This is a genomic window from Methanimicrococcus stummii (assembly GCF_032594435.1).
GTDB lineage: Archaea > Halobacteriota > Methanosarcinia > Methanosarcinales > Methanosarcinaceae > Methanimicrococcus > Methanimicrococcus stummii.
This window is the reverse complement of record NZ_CP131062.1, coordinates 784,750-806,812: the sequence shown is the minus strand read 5'-3', so window position 1 is coordinate 806,812 and position 22,063 is coordinate 784,750. Positions and strand designations below refer to the sequence as shown.

Annotated in this window: 13 protein-coding genes, 1 tRNA gene and 1 pseudogene; 11 read left to right on the top strand and 4 right to left on the bottom strand. The window is 43.8% G+C overall.

Annotated elements, in window-relative coordinates; all coding sequences use genetic code 11:
* Position 1: 1 nt before the first annotated feature.
* Both MmiEs2_RS03905 and rpoA2 read left to right on the top strand, forming a co-directional pair.
* The gene (locus MmiEs2_RS03905; RefSeq protein ID WP_316560119.1) at positions 2-2,650 is read left to right on the top strand and encodes a DNA-directed RNA polymerase subunit A'; all 2,649 of its coding nucleotides are present in this window, start codon (positions 2-4) and stop codon (positions 2,648-2,650) included.
* Positions 2,651-2,652: 2 nt separating this feature from the next.
* A pseudogene (gene rpoA2, locus MmiEs2_RS03900) lies at positions 2,653-3,837 on the top strand (DNA-directed RNA polymerase subunit A''); the annotation flags it as partial.
* Positions 3,838-4,158: 321 nt separating this feature from the next.
* Here the strand turns inward: rpoA2 and MmiEs2_RS03895 are convergent.
* Complete coding sequence (locus MmiEs2_RS03895) at positions 4,159-4,617, bottom strand: hypothetical protein (protein ID WP_316560118.1); 459 nt, start codon at positions 4,615-4,617, stop codon at positions 4,159-4,161.
* Between the two features lie 236 nt (positions 4,618-4,853).
* Here MmiEs2_RS03895 and MmiEs2_RS03890 point away from each other — a divergent pair, with 236 nt between their 5' ends.
* On the top strand, positions 4,854-5,249 hold the full coding sequence (locus MmiEs2_RS03890) for a hypothetical protein (RefSeq protein WP_316560117.1): 396 nt from the start codon (positions 4,854-4,856) through the stop codon (positions 5,247-5,249).
* Positions 5,250-5,363: 114 nt separating this feature from the next.
* Here the strand turns inward: MmiEs2_RS03890 and MmiEs2_RS03885 are convergent, their stop codons facing one another.
* Positions 5,364-5,873, bottom strand: coding sequence for a nitroreductase family protein (locus MmiEs2_RS03885; protein WP_316560116.1), 510 nt, complete (start codon positions 5,871-5,873; stop codon positions 5,364-5,366).
* A gap of 415 nt (positions 5,874-6,288) precedes the next feature.
* On the opposite strand from MmiEs2_RS03885, the gene MmiEs2_RS03880 reads away from it, so the two are divergent.
* Positions 6,289-6,371, top strand: a tRNA-Leu gene (locus MmiEs2_RS03880).
* A gap of 189 nt (positions 6,372-6,560) precedes the next feature.
* Positions 6,561-7,076, top strand: a complete 516-nt coding sequence (locus tag MmiEs2_RS03875; protein ID WP_316560115.1) for an HdeD family acid-resistance protein — start codon at positions 6,561-6,563, stop codon at positions 7,074-7,076.
* Between the two features lie 130 nt (positions 7,077-7,206).
* Here MmiEs2_RS03875 and MmiEs2_RS03870 read toward each other — a convergent pair whose 3' ends face one another.
* Both MmiEs2_RS03870 and MmiEs2_RS03865 read right to left on the bottom strand, forming a co-directional pair.
* The gene (locus tag MmiEs2_RS03870) at positions 7,207-8,298 is read right to left on the bottom strand and encodes a mannitol dehydrogenase family protein (protein ID WP_316560114.1); all 1,092 of its coding nucleotides are present in this window, start codon (positions 8,296-8,298) and stop codon (positions 7,207-7,209) included.
* Positions 8,299-8,352: 54 nt separating this feature from the next.
* On the bottom strand, positions 8,353-9,051 hold the full coding sequence (locus tag MmiEs2_RS03865; protein ID WP_316560113.1) for a TetR/AcrR family transcriptional regulator: 699 nt from the start codon (positions 9,049-9,051) through the stop codon (positions 8,353-8,355).
* Positions 9,052-9,306: 255 nt separating this feature from the next.
* On the opposite strand from MmiEs2_RS03865, the gene MmiEs2_RS03860 reads away from it, so the two are divergent.
* From MmiEs2_RS03860 to MmiEs2_RS03835, 6 genes are all read left to right on the top strand, one after another.
* Positions 9,307-9,864 (top strand): 5-formyltetrahydrofolate cyclo-ligase, encoded by a 558-nt coding sequence (locus MmiEs2_RS03860; protein WP_316560112.1) that lies wholly within the window; start codon positions 9,307-9,309, stop codon positions 9,862-9,864.
* A gap of 491 nt (positions 9,865-10,355) precedes the next feature.
* Positions 10,356-11,468, top strand: a complete 1,113-nt coding sequence (gene ftsZ, locus MmiEs2_RS03855) for a cell division protein FtsZ (protein ID WP_316560111.1) — start codon at positions 10,356-10,358, stop codon at positions 11,466-11,468.
* A gap of 183 nt (positions 11,469-11,651) precedes the next feature.
* On the top strand, positions 11,652-13,421 hold the full coding sequence (locus MmiEs2_RS03850) for a DUF4346 domain-containing protein (RefSeq protein ID WP_316560110.1): 1,770 nt from the start codon (positions 11,652-11,654) through the stop codon (positions 13,419-13,421).
* Positions 13,422-13,911: 490 nt separating this feature from the next.
* A complete protein-coding gene (locus MmiEs2_RS03845) occupies positions 13,912-18,747 on the top strand; it encodes an SdrD B-like domain-containing protein (protein ID WP_316560109.1) in 4,836 nt (1,611 codons plus the stop codon).
* Between the two features lie 237 nt (positions 18,748-18,984).
* On the top strand, positions 18,985-19,446 hold the full coding sequence (locus MmiEs2_RS03840) for a hypothetical protein (RefSeq protein ID WP_316560108.1): 462 nt from the start codon (positions 18,985-18,987) through the stop codon (positions 19,444-19,446).
* A gap of 461 nt (positions 19,447-19,907) precedes the next feature.
* Positions 19,908-21,953: a sodium-translocating pyrophosphatase gene (locus MmiEs2_RS03835; protein ID WP_316560107.1), complete on the top strand. Its 2,046-nt coding sequence runs from the start codon at positions 19,908-19,910 to the stop codon at positions 21,951-21,953.
* Positions 21,954-22,063: the final 110 nt, after the last annotated feature.

Below are 22,063 nucleotides of genomic sequence, written 5' to 3'. Positions count from 1 at the left end.
CATGATATCAAGAAGAGTTCAGCAGATCCCGAAAAGAATTTCGGCCATTAAATTCGGTTTACTTTCTCCGAAAGAAATCAGAAACATGAGCGCAACCAACGTCATCACCGCAGACACTTACGACGAAGACGGTTTTCCGATTGAGATGGGTCTCATGGACACCCGTCTCGGTGTGATTGACCCGGGATTGAAATGTAAAACTTGCCACTCCAAGGCAGGCGAATGTCCCGGCCACTTCGGTCACATCGAATTGGTCGTTCCGGTCATTCACGTCGGTTTTAACAAAACCATCCGCAAATTGCTTCGTTCCATCTGCTGCAACTGCAGCCGTTTGCTTTTAAACGACGCGCAGAAAGAAGATTATTTGGCGCAGCTTGCCGCGGTCATTGATATCGGTCACATGCCCGATGATTTGATCAACGAAGTTTACAAGGAAGCCGCCAAAGTCAAAAAATGTCCGTACTGTGACATGGAACAAAATGACATTAAATTCGAAAAGCCGACCGAATACATCGAAAACGGCGAGCGTTTAACGCCGACCGAAATCCGCGACCGCTTTGAGAATGTTCCGGACGAAGATATCCGCGTCATCGGCATGGACCCCGAAAACGCGCGCCCCGAATGGATGATTTTAACCGTTCTTCCGGTACCGCCGGTAACGGTTCGACCGTCCATCACACTCGAATCCGGTCAGCGCAGTGAAGACGACTTGACGCACAAGCTTGTCGATATTATCAGAATCAACCAAAGATTCCAGGAAAACAGAGACGCAGGCGCTCCTCAGCTCATTATCGAGGACTTGTGGGAACTCTTGCAGTACCACGTGACCACGTTCTTTGACAACTCCGTCTCAGGCATTCCGCCGGCCAGACACAGATCAGGCCGTCCGCTCAAGACGCTTTCCCAGCGTTTGAAAGGAAAGGAAGGCCGTTTCAGAGGCAGTTTGTCCGGTAAGCGTGTCAACTTCTCCGCTCGTACCGTTATCTCTCCGGATCCTGATTTGAGCATCAACGAAGTCGGCGTGCCGCTTCCGATTGCGCTCATTTTAACCATTCCGGAACACGTGACCGAACGCAACATCGACTTCCTCAAAGAACACATCCGCCGCGGTCCGGTCAACTATCCGGGCGCGAATTACGTCATTCGTTCCGACGGCGGCCGTATCAAAATTACGGACATCAATGTGGAAGATTTGTGCGAGAAACTCGAATACGGCTGGATTGTCGAAAGACACCTCCGCGACGGCGATGTCGTTCTCTTCAACCGTCAGCCATCTTTGCACAAGATGAGTATTATGGCGCACAGCGTCAAGGTTCTCGACGGCAAAACTTTCCGTATGAATCCGGCGGTATGTCCGCCTTATAACGCTGACTTCGACGGTGACGAAATGAATATGCACGTTTTGCAGACCGAAGAAGCGCGCGCGGAAGCGAAAATTCTGCTTCAGGTTCAGGAAAACATCCTGTCTCCGCGTTTCGGCGGTCCGATTGTCGGTGGTATTCACGACCACATTTCAGGCATGTTCCTTTTGACAAGAAAAGACAACCCGGTGACGGGCCGCATCAACAAAGACGATGCGCTTGACTTGCTCAGAAAGACGGACATCCGTGAATTGCCGGCGCCGGCAGGCGTTGATGAAAACGGCGAAGAGTTCTGGACCGGAAAGCAGATTTTCAGTCAGATTCTCCCTGAAGGCCTCAACATTTCATTCTCTTCCAACGTCGGTACAAAAGTCATGGAAGAAGACTTGAAGAACGACGCTTATGTCGTCATCGAAGACGGCGAGCTGATTGCCGGAACAATCGATGAAACGGCAATGGGCGCGTTTAAGGCTCAGATTTTGGACACAATCATTAAAGAATACGGCACAACCCGCGGCGCGCAGTTTGTTGACGATGTCACAAAACTTGCGATTCGCGCGGTCATGAGGACGGGTCTTTCATTCGGTATTGCCGATGAAGACATCCCCGAAGAAGCCAAGATTCAAATTGACATGGTTTTAACAACCGCCGAAGATGAAGTTCAGAAGCTCATTCAGGCTTACAAAGACGAAGAGCTCGAACCTTTGCCCGGAAGAACGCTTGATGAAACCATTGAAATGCGTATCATGCAGGAACTCGGTCGCGCGCGTGACAAGTCCGGTAAGATTGCCGACGCGCACATGGGTCTCGAAAACCCTGCCGCGATGATGGCACGCTCCGGTGCGAGAGGTTCTATTTTGAACATCACGCAGATGGCGGCTTGTGTCGGTCAGCAGGCAGTTCGTGGCGCTCGTATCAACAGAGGCTACCGCGGAAGAACGTTGCCGCACTTTGAGCGCGGCGACTTAGGCGCTGACGCGCACGGTTTCGTGAAGTCCAGCTACAAGAGCGGTTTGAACCCGACGGAATACTTCTTCCACTCCATCGGTGGTCGTGAAGGTTTGGTCGACACTGCGGTTCGTACGTCTCAATCCGGTTATCTCCAACGCCGTTTGGTCAGTGCGCTGCAGGACTTGGAAGTTCAGACGGACTACACGGTTCGCGACACACGCGGTGTGATTGTGCAGTTCCTTTACGGTGAAGACGGTATTGACCCGACGAAGAGTGACTTCGCCAAGCCGGAAGCCATTCATCGTATTTTCAGAAATGTTACCGGAAAGGAGGTCTGATTATGGCAAAATTAAAAGACGCTGAAATTCAGTCAATGATTCAGGATTTACCGCTTCCGAAAAACATCTTAAAGACAATTCGCGAGGATGCGAATGAAGTCGGTGTCACGGAAAAGGAAATGCAGGAAATCATTGATCGTGTGATGGTCGGCTACAAACTCTCTCAAATCGAAGCGTGCGACGCGGCCGGTGTGGTTGCGGCGCAGTCGATTGGTGAGCCGGGTACGCAGATGACCATGAGAACTTTCCACTACGCCGGTGTGGCTGAAATTAACGTTACGCTCGGTTTGCCGCGTTTGATTGAAATCGTGGACGCGCGTAAGATTCCGAGTACGCCGACGATGTCGATTTATTTGAGGAACAACAAGGATTTGGTTGATGAAGACGGTAAAGCCGATTATGCTTTTGATCGTGACAAAGCTCAGGCGGTTGCCTGGGAAATTGAAGCGACCAAGATTGATCATATCGCGTCTGTCACAACCGACTTGGCGCAGATGAAAATCGTCATCAACATCAATGAAAAAGCGATGAACAAAAGGCATATGGCTTTCATGGAAATCGCCGAGAAATTCAAAGAGAAAATTCCGGACGCGACGGTTGAAGTCAGCGAGGAGAATTTCCAGATTGACTTGACGCCCAAAGATCAGCGTTACCGCGATTTGCTTCAATTGACGAAGAAGATCAATGACATCACGTTAAAAGGCATTGAAGATATCAAGCGTGTCGTTCTCAGAAAAGGCAGCGACATGGATGAATACGTTTTGTACACGGAAGGTTCCGCTTTAAAAGACGTCATTCCGATTCCCGGCGTTGATATGTCGCGCACGACGACAAATAACATCAGTGAAATTTTCTCTGTTTTCGGTATTGAAGCGGCGAGAAACGCGATTATCACGGAAGCAACAAACACGCTGCGTGAGCAGGGTTTGAACGTCGATATCCGTCACATTATGCTTGTGGCTGATTTGATGACGAGCGACGGTGAAGTGAAACAGATCGGCCGTCACGGTATTTCAGGCGAGAAGGCCAGTGTTTTCGCGAGAGCGGCTTTCGAAGTGACTGTCAATCACTTGCTTGACGCGGGTATGCGCGGCAATGTTGACGACCTTCAGGGTGTTACCGAAAACGTCATTGTCGGCCAGCCGATTAAAATGGGTACCGGTGACATTCGTTTGATTGCGAAAAAGATTGACCCGGACGACCCGAAACTTGCAAAACCGCCGGAAAAGAAAGCGGCAAGAACAAGATCCCAAAAGAACGCCGCCGACAAGGCGGAACTTGCAGGCGTTAAAGTGTCGGCCGACGTTTTGGCGGCAGCCGAAACCGCGTCAACCGACGACTATGAAGAAGTCGGCAGTGATTTCGACGAAAACGGCATTGCCGATTCCGAAGAAATTGTGACGGAAGAAGTTGTCGAAGAACCCAAGAAAAGAAGAGGAAGACCGCCGAAAGTTAAGGCGGAAGATGAAGAGTAATTCTCTTCACTTTTTCTTTCTTTTTTTTATTTTTCATTTTTCATTTTTCATTTTCATTTTCTTTTTCTTTTTTATATCTTGGATCGTTCGTTTTTTTGAATCTTTTAAATTTGGGATTCGTTTTTGCCGAATTTTTGGGAAAGCGGAGCGGCTCGCGCGCGGCGGCGCAACAGCTGCGCCGGCTGACAGCGACAGGGACGGTGAGATGTAAAGGTGGCGGCGGAAAACAGAAACGGTGAGGTGGCAGCGGAAAACGGAAACGGTGAGGTAGCAGCGGAAAACGGAAACGGTGGGTAGCCGTACCACGTTCGCGAAGCGAACGGCAGTTCTAAAAAGAAGATGCTTATGGGAACGGTAAGATGCGCGCCAAATGCGACTCGCGCCAAATGCAACCAGCTCCAAAACTGCACTCGGCACCAATACTGCCAACACACCAATGCAGTCAGAATCAATGTAAACAACACAAATGTAATTGTAAAATAAAATAAACACGGATTATCATTTTTCATTGAAGGATGGGGGCGAATCCGCAAATTTCCATTTTTTCGCTTCGCTCAAAAATGAAAATTAGCGTGCGGTTGTTCCGGGTTTCAAAAAAGTTAAAAGCGAATGTGGTTTTGTTTCATAAAAACTATTATATAATTTGTAATTTATTTTTATATTGCGTTTTATTATAAAATGCAATTCTAATTTAAAAACAATAACATAAAAATAAAGGATGAATCAGTATGGGAATCGATCTTGACAGAACTTTTGACAAAGAATGTGTTTTTACAAAAAACGAATCTGAAAACAAAATTACCGGTGTTTTAAGCGTTTCTTCGGATGTCGACAACGAATCCGCCGTTTCCATGAACGGCGCACGCGTCGTTTCGCCGTTTGTTCCGGGTATTCAGTATATTCATTTGGAACGAAATAAAGGAATTATTTACAACTACAGGATTCATGTTTACGGTGCTTGTCCGTCCGAATATAAAACGATGGAACTTTTTTTCAAAGACGGCGAAGATAAAATTCACAAAATTACCATCCGGTCCGAATCCGATAAATGGCACACCGAAAGATACAACAGCGACAAATCCGAAATTTCCGAGATTTCCTGGGAATTTACAAAAAAAGATTGAATTTATTCAAAAATCATAAAAATTAAACAAATGATCATTTTGACTCATTTGTTTAATCGTTTTACGTTTTACCTTTTCGTTTTTTACCTTTTATTTTACCTTTTTTTACGTTTCTCACCATTTGTTGTATCTGATTCTTTCCGGTTTAAATCTCTCGGCCGGTTCCGCTTCCTTTTCCGGCCAGCCAATAATTGTAAACGAATAAGGAATCACATTTTCCGGCAAACCAAACATTTTAACAAACCCGGCCATCCGATCTTCGCGCGGATAAACGCCTGTCCAAACGGCACCGAGTCCTGCCGCGTGCAGCGCAAGAAGCAAATTCTCTGTCGCCGCACCCAAATCCTGCGGGAAAAATCCTTCTGCGACATCGTAATCTTTGTTGTAACAAATCAAAACTCCGGCCGGCGCGCCTTTTGCCATTCCCGCGTGCGGACTGAACGACGGAATTTCATCCAAAAGTTCCCGTTTGTCGACAATGATAAATTCCCACGGCTGCTGATTTCGCGCAGACGGCGCGAACATTGCGGCTTTCACGGCTTCTTCAATCAATTCCGCCGGAACCGGTTTGTTTTGATATTTTCGAACACTTCGGCGTGTTAAAAGTGCTTCTATTGTATCCATTTCTATTTCTCCTTCTTTTGAAAAACAATTATAAATCATTCTTTAATTTGAAAGAAAGATTATATTTCTTTTTATTAAAATTGCAAAAACGAGGTTGGATTTTCGTTTCGTTTTGTTAAAGTTTGTGCGGCTCGCGCGCGAGCAGGCAGGGCGACGGTGGCAGCGCAGACGGAAACCTGAAGGTAATCTGTGCCCACGTTCGCGAAAGCGAGCGGATGTGATAAGAATCAGATGATACATGCAGCAGCACAGGCTGCAATAAAGTCGCTGATGACGACGATCTGTAAAATTAAATTTTAATTTTAATTTCAGAAAGGGAATTTCATTTTTCAACAATAAAGTTTAAAAAGAATCCGTCTCTTTATGAGATGCTGTTTTTCAAAAAAGAAAAATAATATTTTTCACTTTTCAGAATGCGAAGGTTGCCAAGTGGTCAAAGGCGGCAGGTTCAGGGCCTGTTCGTGTAGACGTTCGCGGGTTCGACTCCCACCCTTCGCACTTTTCTTTATTTTTTCATTTTTTCGATTCATTTGTTTTCATTTTATGTTTTTATTTTTGTATATTTCATCGAATTTTATTTTAATAAAAACATTTTTATTTAAAAACGAAGATTTTTAATTGCAGTTCTGTAAAGAACTTTTGTTAATGTTCATAATTATTCAAAAACTAAAACGAAGGTGTATTATAATGAGTACAAACTCAAAATTTGACTGGCTTTCATTCCTGATTGGTATTCTCTTAATCCTTGCCGCGCTCATCGCTTTTTCGGATACTGCAGGAAGTTTAGCCGGGCTTGCAATCTTTATCGGTCTTTTGGCGGTCATTGGCGGTATTATTGAAGTTTATTCCGGCTGGAAATTGCACAAATTAGAACTCGGCGGCACATGGACGATGGTTCTCGGAACCATTAACATTTTAATCGGTTTATTCATCTTGTTCAATATCAAATCCAGTGTCATCGCTTTGCCTTATGTTTTCGCTGTCTGGTTCATTCTTGATTCCGTTTTAAGCCTGTTGAATCTTGATTTAGCCAAAGCCATCAGCAAATCCTATTATTGGCTGAAAATCATCATCAGCGTTTTCGGAATCGCAATCGGTACCATTCTTCTCTTCAATCCGGTTGTTTCGGCATTTACGCTTGCCTTTTTGGTCGGATTCTATTTCCTGATCTTCGGCATTTTGTATATTGTCAAAGCTTTTTGAAATGAGTAATGCAGAAAAGATTTAAAACGTAACGAAATTTTCTTCAAAAAAACGAAAATGCAATTTCATGACTTGCGCATGAAATTTGCATTTTTTAATATTTTTTTTTTTTTTTTTTTAATAATCAAAATTAATCAAAAACGGAATTATCTAATTTCGATAATATTTTATCTTTCATTTGATTTTCCAAACCGATTTTTGAAAGCACGTGCAATACTTTTTGCTTGGTTGAAACCGAAAGCGCCGCCGAATCTTTGGCAAATTCCAAATCATAAGCATATACGGCCGCGCCGGCAATGCCGATTAAAATATTTTCACAATCAATATTTGCCGCATCGCACAATGCTGCCGCGCCAATCAGTCTGCCGTCCGGCTGCAGTTTTCTGTAAGGCTCTCTCGCGACTCTTGAAATCGGATCGCACAGCAATTGATCGGAAAAACGTTCGATTTCTTTTGCCGCGTACCATTCTAAAAACGCGGAATCAATTTTATTTTCATTTTTTAAAGCGCCGAGCATTTCATTCATTGAACCGACGACGACTTCGCGTAATTTCGGCTGCTCCATCACTTCATGCAAATATTTCAGCCCGCGCATAGCGCCCAAATAAGCCGCGATGCAGTGCGGCGTGTTGTGTACAAATAATTTTGCTTTCCATTCTTTATTCAGCAGCTCGCCGGCACCAATGTATTCAATGTCTCCGTCAAGCTTCTCGGCGCGTTCGTCAACGAATAAAACTCCGTCTTCGGTGTGAATTGCAAGCGGATCACGCAATAAATTCTCATCGGAAGCCGTGTTTGAAGCAATCACATCCGGAATCGCAAAATAAATTTTATCGCTGCCGATTTCGCGTTTTAATATTTCAACCGTTTCAGGATCGTTTTCGCACAATACGATTGAGCAGGACGCGTCTTTTACGGCATCGGCAATACTTTTCACATTGTTCGGGCCGACGGCGACAAAAATCGTTGAAAGATTGTCATAATCCGCGGCTTTGAATTCTGAAATTAAATACGCGCGGCTTGAGCGTACAAATTTTTCTTCCAATTTGCCGCCATGCGATTTAAAAGTTAAAAAGCCGCCGTTTTTATTCATGACGTCAACAATGTTCGGATTACTGTCAATAAAAATAAAATCATATTTTTCGGCGTTTATCTTCCACGGTAAAAATCCGCGTCCGATTGCGCCGGCACCAATGACTGCGATTATTTCTTTATTGCTCATATTTGTATCCTCCTTTTACGGGTATTCAAATACAAACTGTTGTCTCTTTTATATTTATTGGATTATCGGCTCATAAGTATATTTCTTTGAAAATCCGGATAATTTGCTGATTGTTTCAATCAATTCGTCGCAATATGTTTCATAATCCTGTTTTTCAGACGCGTTCGGGTTCATCGAATAGCCGCGAACCGCCCCGTTAATTAAAATTGCCAAAGACGTGACATCCATTCCCGGGAAACCGTCTTTTCTCTGAACGGCTTCCAATATCTTTTCAAGAAGATCCGTCTCGTCGCCGCCGAATTTTTTGTAATACGGTGTTCCGTTTTCATCGCGCGCGTTGTAAATGATTTCCATCAGCGCGTCGTTTTCACGACGGAATTCTTCCGAATAGGCCAAATGCGCGCGAATGTAAATATAAAGCATTTCCAAAGGCGTTTGCGCTTTGGCAACTTTTTCATGAACATACTTTTCTTGTTTTTGAAGAAGGGATTGAAGCAGTTTTTCAATCAATTCTGTTTTTGTCGGGAAATAATATGAAATCAAAGCCGCGCTGATATCTGCTTGTTTTGCGATTTTGGCCAAACTTGCATTTGTATAGCCTGTATTAATCAGCGTCAAAGCGGCGGCATCTAAAATCTGTTCTTTTCGAAGATCTGCGATAATCGAGTTTTGAGATGCTCTCCTTTCATTAATTTTGTCTGTTATGCCGGTTAAGCTCATTTCTTCATAATTTTCCTGATTTTCGCTGTTCATTTTATCATCTCTTCTTCAATGCCTTCTGTCCTTGATTTTTATTTTTTGAGTGATTGTTCAATATTTTGATTTTTCGGTAAATTTATTAAATGATTGTTTAATTATTTAAATATACGTTTAATTTTTTTAAAAAATCGGATTTACTTCAAAAAATAATATAAACAAAAAGACCTTTTACGGATACGGATTATTTAAATTCAAACATTTTATCTGTTTGAAAAATTCTTTGATATCAATTCAACCGGTCGTGAAAATATGAAACATCATTTCCGTCAATTTCTCCGCGCGCGCCGTGACAGCCTAACACAAACAGAAGCGGCGGAAAAAAGCAAAGCGATCACTGATTCGCTTATTCATTCCGAACTGTTTCAAAAAAGCAGTTCTCTGTTTGCGTATTTGGATGTAAGGGGCGAAGTTCAAACCCGGCCGCTGATCGAATATTGTTTCAAAATCGGTAAGCCTGTTTATGTTCCTGTCACGCGCGATCGCGAAATGTTTTTTGCAGAACTGTGTGATTTTTCCGTTTTGACGGAAGCCGGGTATGGTATTTTGGAACCGGCGCATCCGGTTGAAGCGATTCCGGATGAAAATTCTCTTTTTATTATTCCGGGTGTTGGATTTGATAAATGTGGCAACCGCATCGGATATGGCGCAGGCTTTTACGACAAATACTTAAATTGCCGCAGCTGCCTGCATTTAATCGGAATCTGTTTTGAAATTCAATTGGCGGATGAACTTCCAACGGAAGACGCGGATGTTCAAATGGATTCGGTTTTGACGGAAAAAAGATGGCTGATTGTCGAAAAAGAGTGACGGTAATCAGGCTTTTATGTTTTTAAAAATCGGTTGCATGTAATACATTATATCAAGTTTATAGTTTTATTTTTCTTTCTTTTTTTGTGTGAAATTTCTTTTCCGAAAACCTATATTTCCTGTAGAATATCTATCAAAAATATCGGGCTGTTCGTTCTCACTTTTTTACAACAACTTTATATACTAGTACGGATTTATATAGCTTTACACATGGTAACGTTTAGCATATCATAGATGTCTCAAAATCATGTATATCAATTGATGCTTTGACATTTTTCATATGCTAGGTTTTGCTTAATTTCGGTTGCCGTTCATGTTTTTGAACTGCGGTCAAAAACGCCACACAATATCTTACATTTATCAACGCCACACCTGCAAATGTTGTCTTTCGAAAGTCTGACTTTTGAATTGATTGACATTTAATGGTACAAGTAATCTAAAAACGAATATAATTCACACAAAATCGTTTCAATTCAAAGAGGTTTTCGTATATGCAGTCCATCATTCAAGAAGCATTAAAGTACACAGAACAGGAAAAATCCCTTGCCGGCGCAGACAACGACGGCGGTTTTGATGAATTCGGCCAGCCCCGTATCGTTATCATCGGTTGCGGCGGTGCCGGAAACAACACAATCAAGCGTCTTTACAACATGGGTGTTGAAAACGCTGAAACCATTTGTATTAATACTGACAAGCAGGATCTTGACAGAACCCGCGCTGACAAAAAAATCTTGATCGGTAAGACTCTCACAAGAGGTCTCGGAGCAGGCGGTTACCCCGAAATCGGCAGAAAAGCAGCCGAACTTGCTCGCGGAACCCTCGAATCTGTTTTAAAAGATGCTGACCTCGTTTTCGTCACAGCCGGTATGGGCGGCGGAACAGGTACAGGTGTCGCGCCTGTTGTTGCGGAAGTCGCAAAAGAACAGGGCGCAATCGTTATCGGTATGGTCTCAAGCCCCTTCAAAGTTGAAGGTTCCCGTTCCCAAAAAGCACAGGACGGTATCGAAGCTTTGAGAAAAGCCGCCGACACAGTCGTTATTTTGGACAACCAGAGACTTTTGTCCCACGTCCCCAACCTTCCGATTGACCAGGCCCTTTCCGTTATGGACCAAATCATCGCTGAAACCGTCAAAGGTCTCACCGAAACAATCACGGAATACTCACTTATCAACCTTGACTACGCCGACGTTCGCGCCACAATGGGCTGCGGCGGCATCGCTGTCATGATGGTCGGCGAATCCAAGAACCAAAACAAGAGTCAGGAAGTCGTCAAAGCGGCGCTCAACCACCCGCTCCTCGATGTCGACTACCGCGGTGCAACCGGATGTCTCATTCACATCACAGGCGGTCCCGACATGAGCCTCCAAGAAGCCATGGAAATCGGCGAACAGTTAACTTATGAAATTTCCGACGAAGCAAAAGTGACAATCGGCGCACGTGTTCTTGAAGAATACGAAGGTCGTGTCAGAGTTATGGCAATTATGACAGGCGTTCAGCAGAAAGCCGGCGGATTCTCCGCAACTTCTACGATGAACACCGCCTCAGTCAGAAGCAAAGATGTCAATCTGTCTGCTTCCAGAGACAACATCATTGACTTCATTTAAAAACAAAAACAAGATGTGTAAGTGATATTCACTTACATCTCTCCTTCTATCTCTGTGTTTTATTTTTTTCATTCTTTTATTTTTTTACTTTTTTTCAATTCTTTTTTATTCGTCAGATGTTTTTGAAATTTTCTTCATTTTTCTTGAAAGGTTTATCTATTTCTTTTTCATTTATGAATCATTATGAAAATACTCGTTGTGACCGGGCTTTTAGCGTCTGACGCCGTTTTAAAAGCTGTCGGCGATCTTGCCGACGTTTTGGTTTTGCCGACTCCTGTAGCAGCGCTGATTACACCGCAAAAACTTCTCACCGGATGGCGAAATTCTGATTTTTTCAAAAATCAATACGATGCCGTTTTGGTTTCCGGTTTTTCAAAATTTAATTTTTCAAAAGCGGAAGCTGAAATCAAATGTCCGATTTATTTGGGCCCGAAACACGCGGTTGATTTAAAACAAGTTTTAAAGTCCTTCGACTTTCAAACATTTTCAAAAACTGTTCCGGCTTGCGAATTAATTCAAAATCAAAAAAAGGCGCAAAGCTTAGAACTTTTAAAAGAATACGCGCAAAATGAAGCCGGCACTTTTCAAATCGGAAACGTTCCGGTCGGCGGCAACGCCCGAATGAAAATTTTAGCCGAAATCGTTTCCGCCGAATCTTTGTCTTTTAATGAAATCCGATCTCAAATCAACTATTTGATTTCTGAAGGCGCCGACATGATTGATCTCGGTTTTTCTCCCGACGCGGACGAGCAAACGGTTTCCTCAATCGTTTCCGATGTCAAATCTTATTGCCCGATTCCGGTCAGCATTGATTCCGGCAGTTTTTCTCAAATCCGCGCAGGCATTGAAAGCGGCGTTGATTTGGTTTTGAGCGTTGACAGTCAGATTTTGGCGGAATTTGAACTTTCTTCCGATGTATTTCCCGATTCGGTTTTAAATCGAATTTCTTTCGTTGTGATTCCCGATCTCTTTTCAAATTCAAACGAATCACATTTGGAATCGCTTGAGAAAAACCTGTCCGCCGCCCGGCAATTCGGTTCGAAAAATCTAATCGCCGATCCGATTTTATCGCCGCCCGGCCGCGATCTTTTTTTGTCTTTAAAAGATTATTACGATTTTCATCAGCGACAACCCGATGTTCCGATTTTGTTCGGCGCGGGTAATGTTACCGAATTGTTTGACGCCGATTCCGTCGGAATGAACGCGCTTCTTGCGGAAATTGCAGACGAATGCGGCGCGTCAATTTTGTTTACGCCAAATGCCGGCGATAAGGGAAAAGGATCCGTCAGCGAGCTTAAAACGGCTTCCGAAATGATGCTGCTTGCAAAAATTCGAAATTCTTCGCCCAAAGATTTGGGAATTGATCTTTTAATCCTGAAAGAGAAAAGAAAACGCCCCGACTTTAATTTAAACTTAATTTCAAAAAGCGGCGCTTTTGAAATGCTTCATCTGCCCGACGATGAAATTGAAAATAAACAACCTGAAACGAATCAAAACGATTCTTCTTTCGAAACGGCAGAGTCCGATTCAGTTTCCGGTTCTGCGCACGAGTCCGAATTTGTCCGTCCGTTGCTTTTGTCAGGCGCGCTCAATCCGAATTTCACCGCCGGAACCAAATGGGGCTGGAAATCCGATCCGTCCGGAAATTTTCTCATCGGCGTTCTTCCCGTTTTCGATTTAATTCCGTATCTGATTCAATCTTCCGGCTTGAATGAAAATTCCGCCGAAATTCAAAAACTTAAATCCGTTCAAACGCCCGGAAAAAGAGTGATTGCCGCTGTTCATCAAAAAATGATTCTTGTCGGAATCGATTCGGCTTTCATGATGGAATCCGTTTTAAATGAAGGACTCATTTCGGAGCTCAGCCATGCCGGATATTTGGGGCGCGAACTTCAAAAAGCGGAAATCGCGGTTTTTTTGGGGCGCAGCTATTCGCAAGATGACAAATTTTAATTATGATTCTTATTTTTATGCCTTTTGGTGCTGTTTTTCTATTTTTGTTTTCACTGTTTCTATTTTTTTTAAAAAACAATTATATAATTGATTATATTGTTGGAATATTTTTTCATAACCTCTCTATTTCTTGTTTTGAAGGAACTTTTATATATCTCTGTTTCCTTGTAGTTAGCACGAAGTTAATTTAATAGGTAGTCATTCCTATTAAGTTGAGGATGTTGTTTGAAATTACGTCTTTAATGTGGTAATCCGTGTGCAATAGATCGTTTGAAAATGTTTGATTTTATCTGAAACAAAGTGTGTTTTTCAGGCTTGTAAAAACGTTTGCTTTCATTTCTGTCTTTACAGGCATGCGGCTGAATCAATGTTATCCCTTAATCCGATTTCAAAAACAATATTTTCATATTCGGTAATGACTCTTAACTTTAGACGGTTTGGTTTTTTATCTTAATTTATTATTGAAATCTAAAAAAATGGGTTGAATCCAATGAAATCACGTATGGAATCTTCTGTAGTATTGCTCATCTCAATACTCGTTTTACTTCTGCTGATTGCCCCCGCGGCAGCGGCAGACGACGACTATCAAATCTCTTATAAATGGTCTTCCGGAAAAAGCAGCGAAACGCAAGTCGAATCTTTTCAGCCGACGAATACCAGCACTTTGACTTACACAGTCATCGCGAAAGAATCAATTTCTTCAATCTATTTCATCGCTGAAGTTGAAGAAGACGGTACTGAAACCAAGCCCGGTTTTAAAATTTCCGGCTACCCGAAAACCGACCTTGTTTCCGGCACCACCACCATTGCCAAAATTTCAAATACGAATTACAACCGAAGCAACGGCACTTTAATCATTCCGCTGACAAATGCAGCGCAGCGCTTTTCAATCGACTTAACCATTGAATCCGATGCCGCAACCGTTTATCATGATGAAACAAACACAATCAAAGCCGGTCTTTACGTCAAAGAAGGCGACACTTATGTCCCCGTCTCAAACAGCGTAACGGCAACAGCAAACAACAAATACCCGCAACTTTCCTCTCGCGGCACATTCCAGCTTTTGAATCCGTCTTTGATGCCCTCCGGCGAATCCGAAGTTGATCTTCAATATGTTTTTTACACAACAAGCGGTATCAACAGCAACTGGAATACTTTAAGCACAAAAGGCCTGCGCGTGAATTTTACGTCCTTTACACTTGATTTCTCAGATGTCGATATTAAGGCAGACGGTGTCAACAAAACTTACAGTCAATGGATTGCTGACGGTAATTCTCCTGTTGAATTTTCAACAGCGGCAACCACCGGATATACTTCAAAATTGTCGGATGACAAAATGAAGATTACTTTTACGCCGACCATTGCCACTCGATACTTCTCTTGGAATCAGACATTCAATTTTTCATTTAATACAACAGACGATTTCAAATTCAACGGTGCTGTCGCTCCTTATATCAATTTCACGAATCTGTCGGACTCTGCCGAGATGAAAATCAACAGCCGCGGAGATCCGGTTCAATTTACAAATATCGAAAAAGCTGCAAACAACAATGCAGCTTATTTGCTCCCTCATTATACCGAAGGCACATTGACAGGCGCAGCCTCCGATAAAGTGACGGCAACGCTTTATTCAAGTTCCGGCGCCAATCGTATTATTTCAAATTCTGTCAGTTACGATCCGTCCTCCCCCTTCTACTATCAAGAATTATTCAAAGCAACATTCAGAAACACGATTCGAGACGGTTCGGATGAATCATTCACTTTTGACATCCCTGCCGGGGTTGCCGTAACGCATCTTCGTGTCCCGAAATCCGGATCTGATGTGGCTCAATATGATTCAATTACCATCCTCAAAGACGGTAAAAATTATACAATAGACAACGCGTCCAGCCGAGTCGTCGAGTTGACAACGCTTACGGCAGACGAAGACGATTCTCCGATGGCTTCTTATTCGCCCGGAGAATATGTCGCTTTCAAAATTAACGGATTGGTTTTAATTGAAAGAAGTACGGGCGGCGCACAGAGCTATTCGGCCGCTCATACGCTTACCGTTATCGGGACCACTGATATAGCAACTCCGGGTCAGTATGAATTTAAAATCTTAACCCTCGGTCCGACAACGCTTAGCACGCTGAAGCCGACATTCGCGACAGATTATGTTGTTTCACCCTATTTGGCAAACACTGTCAGATATTTGTCTGATTCAAGTACCGGTTACACCGCCAATCCGTCCCTTGTCAGCCGTGGCGAGACGTTCTATATGTACAACACTTTCTATGCGTCCGGTTATCCGTACGGTTCCGCGATTCGTGTCAGTCCGACAAACACGGCCGGTATTTATTCCAACCCTGTGATTTATTTCAGCGTTCCAAAAGACCTTGATCCGGGGACTGTTCAAATTACGACATCCAACGGCGTTGATGTTATCGCCAATGGAGCGTTTACGGATATCGACGGAAATGCTTTGGCAATCACTCAAAACGTTTACGATAATGCGGGATTGTATCCCGGCGGAAAGCTTGTCGAAGCTAAAATTCATTTAGCCGAATCCGGAAAAGAAGGCGATACTTTCTGGATTAATTCGACACAGCGTTATGCTCGATTACCCGTCACGGTTTCACAAGAATTTTTGGGCACCTCATTTGATTTTAAAACAAACAGTGTTTTAATTTCCTCTTGGGATTCGGCGGCTCTCAGTTCTCAAACAGGCGGATCCGGCGGTACAAATTATAATATTGCAGCAGATTCCGGATTCAGTCAGGCAATTGCGCGCAGTAACACACATGGTTCGTATCCCAGTTATTTGATCGGCGCGAAAGTTTTCGTCCAAGATGACGCGTCCGTCGTTTCATCAACAGGTGTCCGCATCGGTTCGGATTATATTTACTACAACCCGGCCAGTACGGACTCTTATCCGTCTTTGAAAGCCGGCAGTTCCAATGAAATGTTTAAAATTTATTTCTACAACGGAATCGGCGAGACAATCGGTGACAACAACGATCCTGCAACGATTTATTTCATTTTGCCGGCGCACGCAACCTGGAGGCCGACATTAAAGGACGTGACTTCTTTAGATATTACCGAAGCCGGTGACATTGATCAGTATATGATTTATTACACCTATGACACCGACATTGATTCTTCGGACATCGGTGATTATTCATTAACGGACGCCGCAGGATTTGACTGGGTTGCAATTGCCGATGTCAATAATGTCGGCGGTATCGACTGGGACAGAGTTACGGCGATTAAATGTGAATTCTATGAAGCGGAAGACAAGAGCCGTTTTGAGCTTTTGCTGCCGTTTGAATTGCCGGCTGTAGACGGCACAACTGTCGTCTTCGACCAAACCGCAATCGGTCAAACTTTGTTTGATGTCAGAATTGCCGGATCAACCGTCATGTCCAGTCCGAGCAGTTATACCGCTGCTGTTCTGTTGTCTCCGTCCGATGCTCCTGAAATCTATTCCGGAGGCGGTACCGCGTTCCTTCCGAATTATGAAGTTGCTTACCAAACAGGCACACTTCCGGGTTGGAACAACATCATCACATACGACGACTTTACTGCAAATATCGGTCTTACAAGTGTGAATGTGACTTTCAAAGATATCACCGGCACGGAAACGATTAATGATTCCTTGTCAATCGGCACATTCTTTAATCGAACCGCATATCCTGCCGCAGTCGATCACGCAGCCGGATACGAATACACGCTGAACACAACTTCCGGAATTACCAACCCGGTTTCAACATCCGAAGTCGGTAATTACACGATTGAGTACAAAACCGCGCCTGATGGGGAAGGCAATATCAGTACGGTGACAACGCATATTGAAATCAAAAAAGCCGCGTCTACGGTTACTTTGACCAACCCGGCAAGTTCCCAGGAAATTTACATGAACGCCGATGTTCCAAACGGTTACGCCGACTGGGAAACCTATTTCCGTCAATTCGTTTCCGGAACAGATATGAATGTGCCGATCAGCAATGATAAATTTGTTTATGACAGCGCAAACAGCACTTTCAATTCGGCTGTTCCCGGAAATCAGGTTGCGAAATACACTTACACGGATGTTGCGTTAAACACTCAAACAGCAACCGTTAATGTTATCGTTAAATATACGGATGAATTGATTGTCAACGCGGTCGCGTCAGGAACACCGGAATCGCCGGTTATGGATCTTTCCGTCACTATTTTGAGTACGGGCGTTCCGAGCTCGAGCTCTTCTCCTGTGTATAATATTGACAAAAACGGTTACAATGCTTCCGTTTATGCGAAACCAGCAACGCCGACAACAATTGATTATGATATTTCATACAGCAATGTTCCGGCCGGTCTCATTGATGCGAATTCGGGAAGCGTTTTAGGATCCATTGTCTATTCCGTTGACACGTCTGTGTATAAATTGGTGTTTACGCCGGCAAAAGTCATCGTGAATTTGGACAACGCATCGTTTGTCGAAAGCATCAGCATGTATCAGAAAGACGTTTCCGGCGATTTGTGTATTGAAACAATTCCGATTTTAGGTACAGAAAGCACCGTTTCGTTTGAAACGGAAACCGGCTGGTTCGATGACGAAGATTATTATCTTGTCGCGGAACTCTATCCCGGATACACTTTGACAAGTTCGGATTTCTCTGCCGCCGGCAGTTTAATTTATTTGAAAACCGCCGATTTCAATTTCGCAAACGCGGATGCTGAATTTGATTTGTTTGTTTCCGAATCTGAATTAATTACGGGCCGTGTTTGGAATGATGCCAACCGCAACAGTTTGATTGATGAGGATACGTTCGTTTCAGGTGCGATTGTTCGTTTGCTGGATTCGACCGGTACGACAGTTCTGGACACCGCCATGACAGCTGACGATGGTTCCTACTATTTCATCGGCATGGGCGCTGACACGGATTTCATTGTTCAGGTGACTGTCCCGAGCGGATACACGCACGCTTCCGCATTCATTAACGATCAGAAGATTAACGGCAGCAACAATTATTCCTCGGAAATTGTTCGCCCCGAATCTTTGGGACAAATTCATATCACAGACATCGATGCCGGTTTCTACCGCCAGTCCGGCGGCTCGGGCGGCAACGGCGGCCAGGCAACCGTTAACAACGGCACCTCTTCGACCGGTTCCGAAGCAGAAGACGGCGGCGGCGCAGGCGGCGATCTTACCGAAGAAAGCCCCGGTTCAGCCTTTACGGATCCTGTGACGACACCCGATTTGCCGGAAGAGAAAAAGTTCCCGCTGTGGATTGTCGGTCTGCTTCTTGTGCTTGCAATCCTCGTTTTCGCAGGCTGGCAAATCTGGAATAAAAAGAAAAATTAAAAGAAAAATTAATGAATGAGAGATGTTTCATCTCTCTTCCTTCTATTTTTTGATTTGTTTTTATTTTTTTGATTTTTTGGTTTTTTGACTTTCATTTTCTCATTTTTTATATTTTTTAAATTCGTTTTTTATTTTCATATTTTTAAACAAAGGGCAGTTTATTAATATTTTAAAAAATATTAGTTACTACTTTAACAGATTAATTTTTCAGGTAAATTGTATCAGGTGAATCATAAAATGAGAATTAACAACGATGACAAAATGAGAATTTTCGGTGTTCTTGCGGAGAGGTATTTTGCGGATAATCAATGGAAATTTTATTCCGTTTCAAAAGACGCCGAACGCATTCAAAAAATTGCCGAGGACATTAACGAGCAGCACAATGCGTACCCGAGCATCACGCGCGACTGGTACGTTCAAAACGGCGGCGCTCGCGACATTCACTTGGCCGACTCTTGGGACGAACTTAAAACCGTCGCCGGATTCTTGAAAACAAATCCCGGTTACTTTGATTATTTTGTCGATACCGGCGAAATTAAAGCGTTTTGCATTTTAAGCGCGACAAAAGAACTTGAACCCGAAAGAATTGAAGTGATTTTAAAAGCGCAGGAAGCCGGCATCCGAACGCTTGTCTTTTTGGCAAACGTGCCGAGCGACATTGAAGCAAGCATTCTTCAGATTCGAAAGAGTGAATGCTGATTCCTTTTTTATTTTAATTTTTCACTTTTGTTTTATTTTCATTTTTATTTTAATTTTTCATTTTTGTTTTATTTTCATTTTTATTTTTCCTTCTTTCATTTTTCTCTTTTTTCGCCCTTTTATCTTTTTTTCACCGTCTCTTCAATCTGTTTTTTGCTTCTTTTTTCTTATTCGTTCAGTTTATATATTAGAAAACTCTTCCTCTTCCTATTACCGCTTCAGTATTCTTTCATTCAGAATCGGCAAACGGTTTTGTAAAATTCAGCGGCGACTGTCCGGACGCGGAAAACAGGTCGTTGAATGTTATTATTATCATTTTTGTAAATTGTTAAATTATTTTCACACAATATTTAACATTTGAAATTAAAATTTTGAATTTTAAATTTCAATTTTAAATTCGAATTTAAAATAAATTTAAAAATTTAAAATAATCATTTAATTGGTTAAGAAAGAGGTATAAAATGGATTTAGGATATTTGATTTATTTGGCTCCTATTTCCGGTTTGGTCAGCCTTCTTTTTGCAGCGCTTTTAGCCCGTAAAGTCCTTTCCGAGGACAAAGGCTCAAAAGAGATGCAGGAGATCGCGGCGGCCATTCAGGAAGGCGCCATGGCGTATCTGAACCGCCAATACAAAACCATCGCGGTCGTCGCGATTATTCTTACGGTTTTGATTGCCGTTCTTTTGCCCAAAGACGATTTGTACAGTGTTAAAGTCGCAATCGGTTTCGTTTTCGGTGCGCTTTCATCTGCAGCGGCAGGTTACATCGGCATGAACGTTTCCGTTCGCGCAAATGTCAGAACCGCAGCAGCCGCCAAAAACGGCTTGGAAAGCGCATTAAACGTCGCTTTCCGCGGCGGTGCCGTCACAGGTCTTGCTGTCGTCGGTCTTTCAATTCTCGGTGTCAGCGTTTTCTATTTGATTTACGGTGATGTCGATTTGGTTATCGGATTCGGTTTCGGTGCCAGTTTAATCAGTCTGTTCGCCAGAGTCGGCGGCGGCATTTACACAAAAGCGGCTGATGTCGGCGCGGATATTGTCGGCAAAGTTGAAGCCGGAATTCCTGAGGACGACCCGAGAAACCCGGCGGTCATTGCCGATAACGTCGGCGACAACGTCGGTGACTGTGCCGGAATGGGCGCAGACTTGTTCGAAACTTATGCTGTTACGCTTCTTGCGGCAATGCTTCTCGGCTCACTCGTTTTGGGATCCATCCCGAATGCGATTCTCTACCCGCTGATGCTCGGCGCGGCAGCGATTTTTGTGACAATCATCGCATTGTTCTTCGTCCGTCTCGGAAAAAGCAACAACATCATGAACGCGCTTTACAAAGGCGTTGCAGCAGCGACAATTATCAGCGCAGTTGTTTTCTTCTTCATTACCGATTTCCTTCTTGATGATTACAGATTCTTCATCGCAGCGCTTGTCGGTATGGTCATTACCGTTTTGATGGTCGTCTTTACCGAATATTATACATCCACCAAATACCGCCCGGTTAAGGAAATCGCGGCCGCATCTCAAACCGGTGCCGGTACCAACGTTATTTCCGGTCTTTCTTTCGGTTTTGAAAGCACGGCGCTTCCGGTGATTACAATCGTTATCGGTATTTTGGTTTCATTCCTTGTCGTCGGCGGCGCAGCTGACGCGACAATTGGTCTTTACGGCATTTCCGTTGCGGCGATTGCAATGCTTTCCACAACCGGTATGATTGTGGCGCTTGACTGCTACGGCCCGATTACGGACAACGCCGGCGGTATTGCCGAGATGTCCCAGCAGCCCGAATCTGTCAGAGAAGTGACAGATGAACTCGACGCTGTCGGAAATACAACAAAAGCGGTGACAAAAGGTTATGCGATCGGCTCGGCAGCGCTCGGCGCGCTTGCGCTTTTCGCTGACTACAAGCTCCGCGTTGACTTGGGCGCAGGCTCGCTTTCCATTGACAACCCGCTCGTTTTGGTCGGTCTTTTAATCGGCGGTCTCTTGCCGTTTATCTTCTCGTCCGTGACAATGCGTGCTGTCAGTAAAGCAGCGATGAAAGTCGTTGACGAAGTCCGCCGCCAGTTTAGAGAAATTCCGGGCATCATGGAAGGCACTGCAAAACCCGAATACGGCAAATGTGTCGACATCGTGACATCCGCGGCTCTTCGTGAAATGGTTGTTCCGGGCGCGCTTGCAATCGTTGTTCCGATTGCTGTCGGTATCATTTTCGGTTCCGAAGCGCTTGCAGGTCTTTTGATCGGTATTATCGTCGTCGGTCTCATGCTCGCCATGACTTTGAACAACGCCGGCGGTGCTTGGGATAACGCGAAGAAATTGATCGAATCCGGTCTTTACGGCGGCAAGGGCTCTGAAGCTCACAAAGCAGCCGTTGTCGGCGACACGGTCGGCGACCCCGCAAAAGACACATCAGGCCCCGGCTTGAACGCATTAATTAAAGTCGTGAACATGGTTGCCATTCTTTTCGCAACGCTTTTCGTAAGCGGCGGATTGCTCGGCGGCTTGTTCTGATTTGTAAGAAAAGAATCTTTCTTTTCTTCTTTTTTTATTTTTTATAAAACCGATCATTTTTAAATCTCGAAAATTCGGGGTTCTGTTTTTTGTTTTTTTGAAACGCGAAT

What these genes read in the sequence shown, in the direction of transcription:
- MmiEs2_RS03845 (WP_316560109.1), top strand. Translation starts at nt 13,912, where the DNA reads ATGAAATCACGTATGGAATCTTCTGTAGTATTGCTCATCTCAATACTC.
- MmiEs2_RS03890 (WP_316560117.1), top strand. Translation starts at nt 4,854, where the DNA reads ATGGGAATCGATCTTGACAGAACTTTTGACAAAGAATGTGTTTTTACA.
- MmiEs2_RS03850 (WP_316560110.1), top strand. Translation starts at nt 11,652, where the DNA reads ATGAAAATACTCGTTGTGACCGGGCTTTTAGCGTCTGACGCCGTTTTA.
- MmiEs2_RS03840 (WP_316560108.1), top strand. Translation starts at nt 18,985, where the DNA reads ATGAGAATTAACAACGATGACAAAATGAGAATTTTCGGTGTTCTTGCG.
- MmiEs2_RS03865 (WP_316560113.1), bottom strand. Translation starts at nt 9,051, where the DNA reads ATGAACAGCGAAAATCAGGAAAATTATGAAGAAATGAGCTTAACCGGC.
- MmiEs2_RS03860 (WP_316560112.1), top strand. Translation starts at nt 9,307, where the DNA reads ATGAAACATCATTTCCGTCAATTTCTCCGCGCGCGCCGTGACAGCCTA.
- MmiEs2_RS03835 (WP_316560107.1), top strand. Translation starts at nt 19,908, where the DNA reads ATGGATTTAGGATATTTGATTTATTTGGCTCCTATTTCCGGTTTGGTC.
- MmiEs2_RS03875 (WP_316560115.1), top strand. Translation starts at nt 6,561, where the DNA reads ATGAGTACAAACTCAAAATTTGACTGGCTTTCATTCCTGATTGGTATT.
- ftsZ (WP_316560111.1), top strand. Translation starts at nt 10,356, where the DNA reads ATGCAGTCCATCATTCAAGAAGCATTAAAGTACACAGAACAGGAAAAA.
- MmiEs2_RS03905 (WP_316560119.1), top strand. Translation starts at nt 2, where the DNA reads ATGATATCAAGAAGAGTTCAGCAGATCCCGAAAAGAATTTCGGCCATT.
- MmiEs2_RS03885 (WP_316560116.1), bottom strand. Translation starts at nt 5,873, where the DNA reads ATGGATACAATAGAAGCACTTTTAACACGCCGAAGTGTTCGAAAATAT.
- MmiEs2_RS03870 (WP_316560114.1), bottom strand. Translation starts at nt 8,298, where the DNA reads ATGAGCAATAAAGAAATAATCGCAGTCATTGGTGCCGGCGCAATCGGA.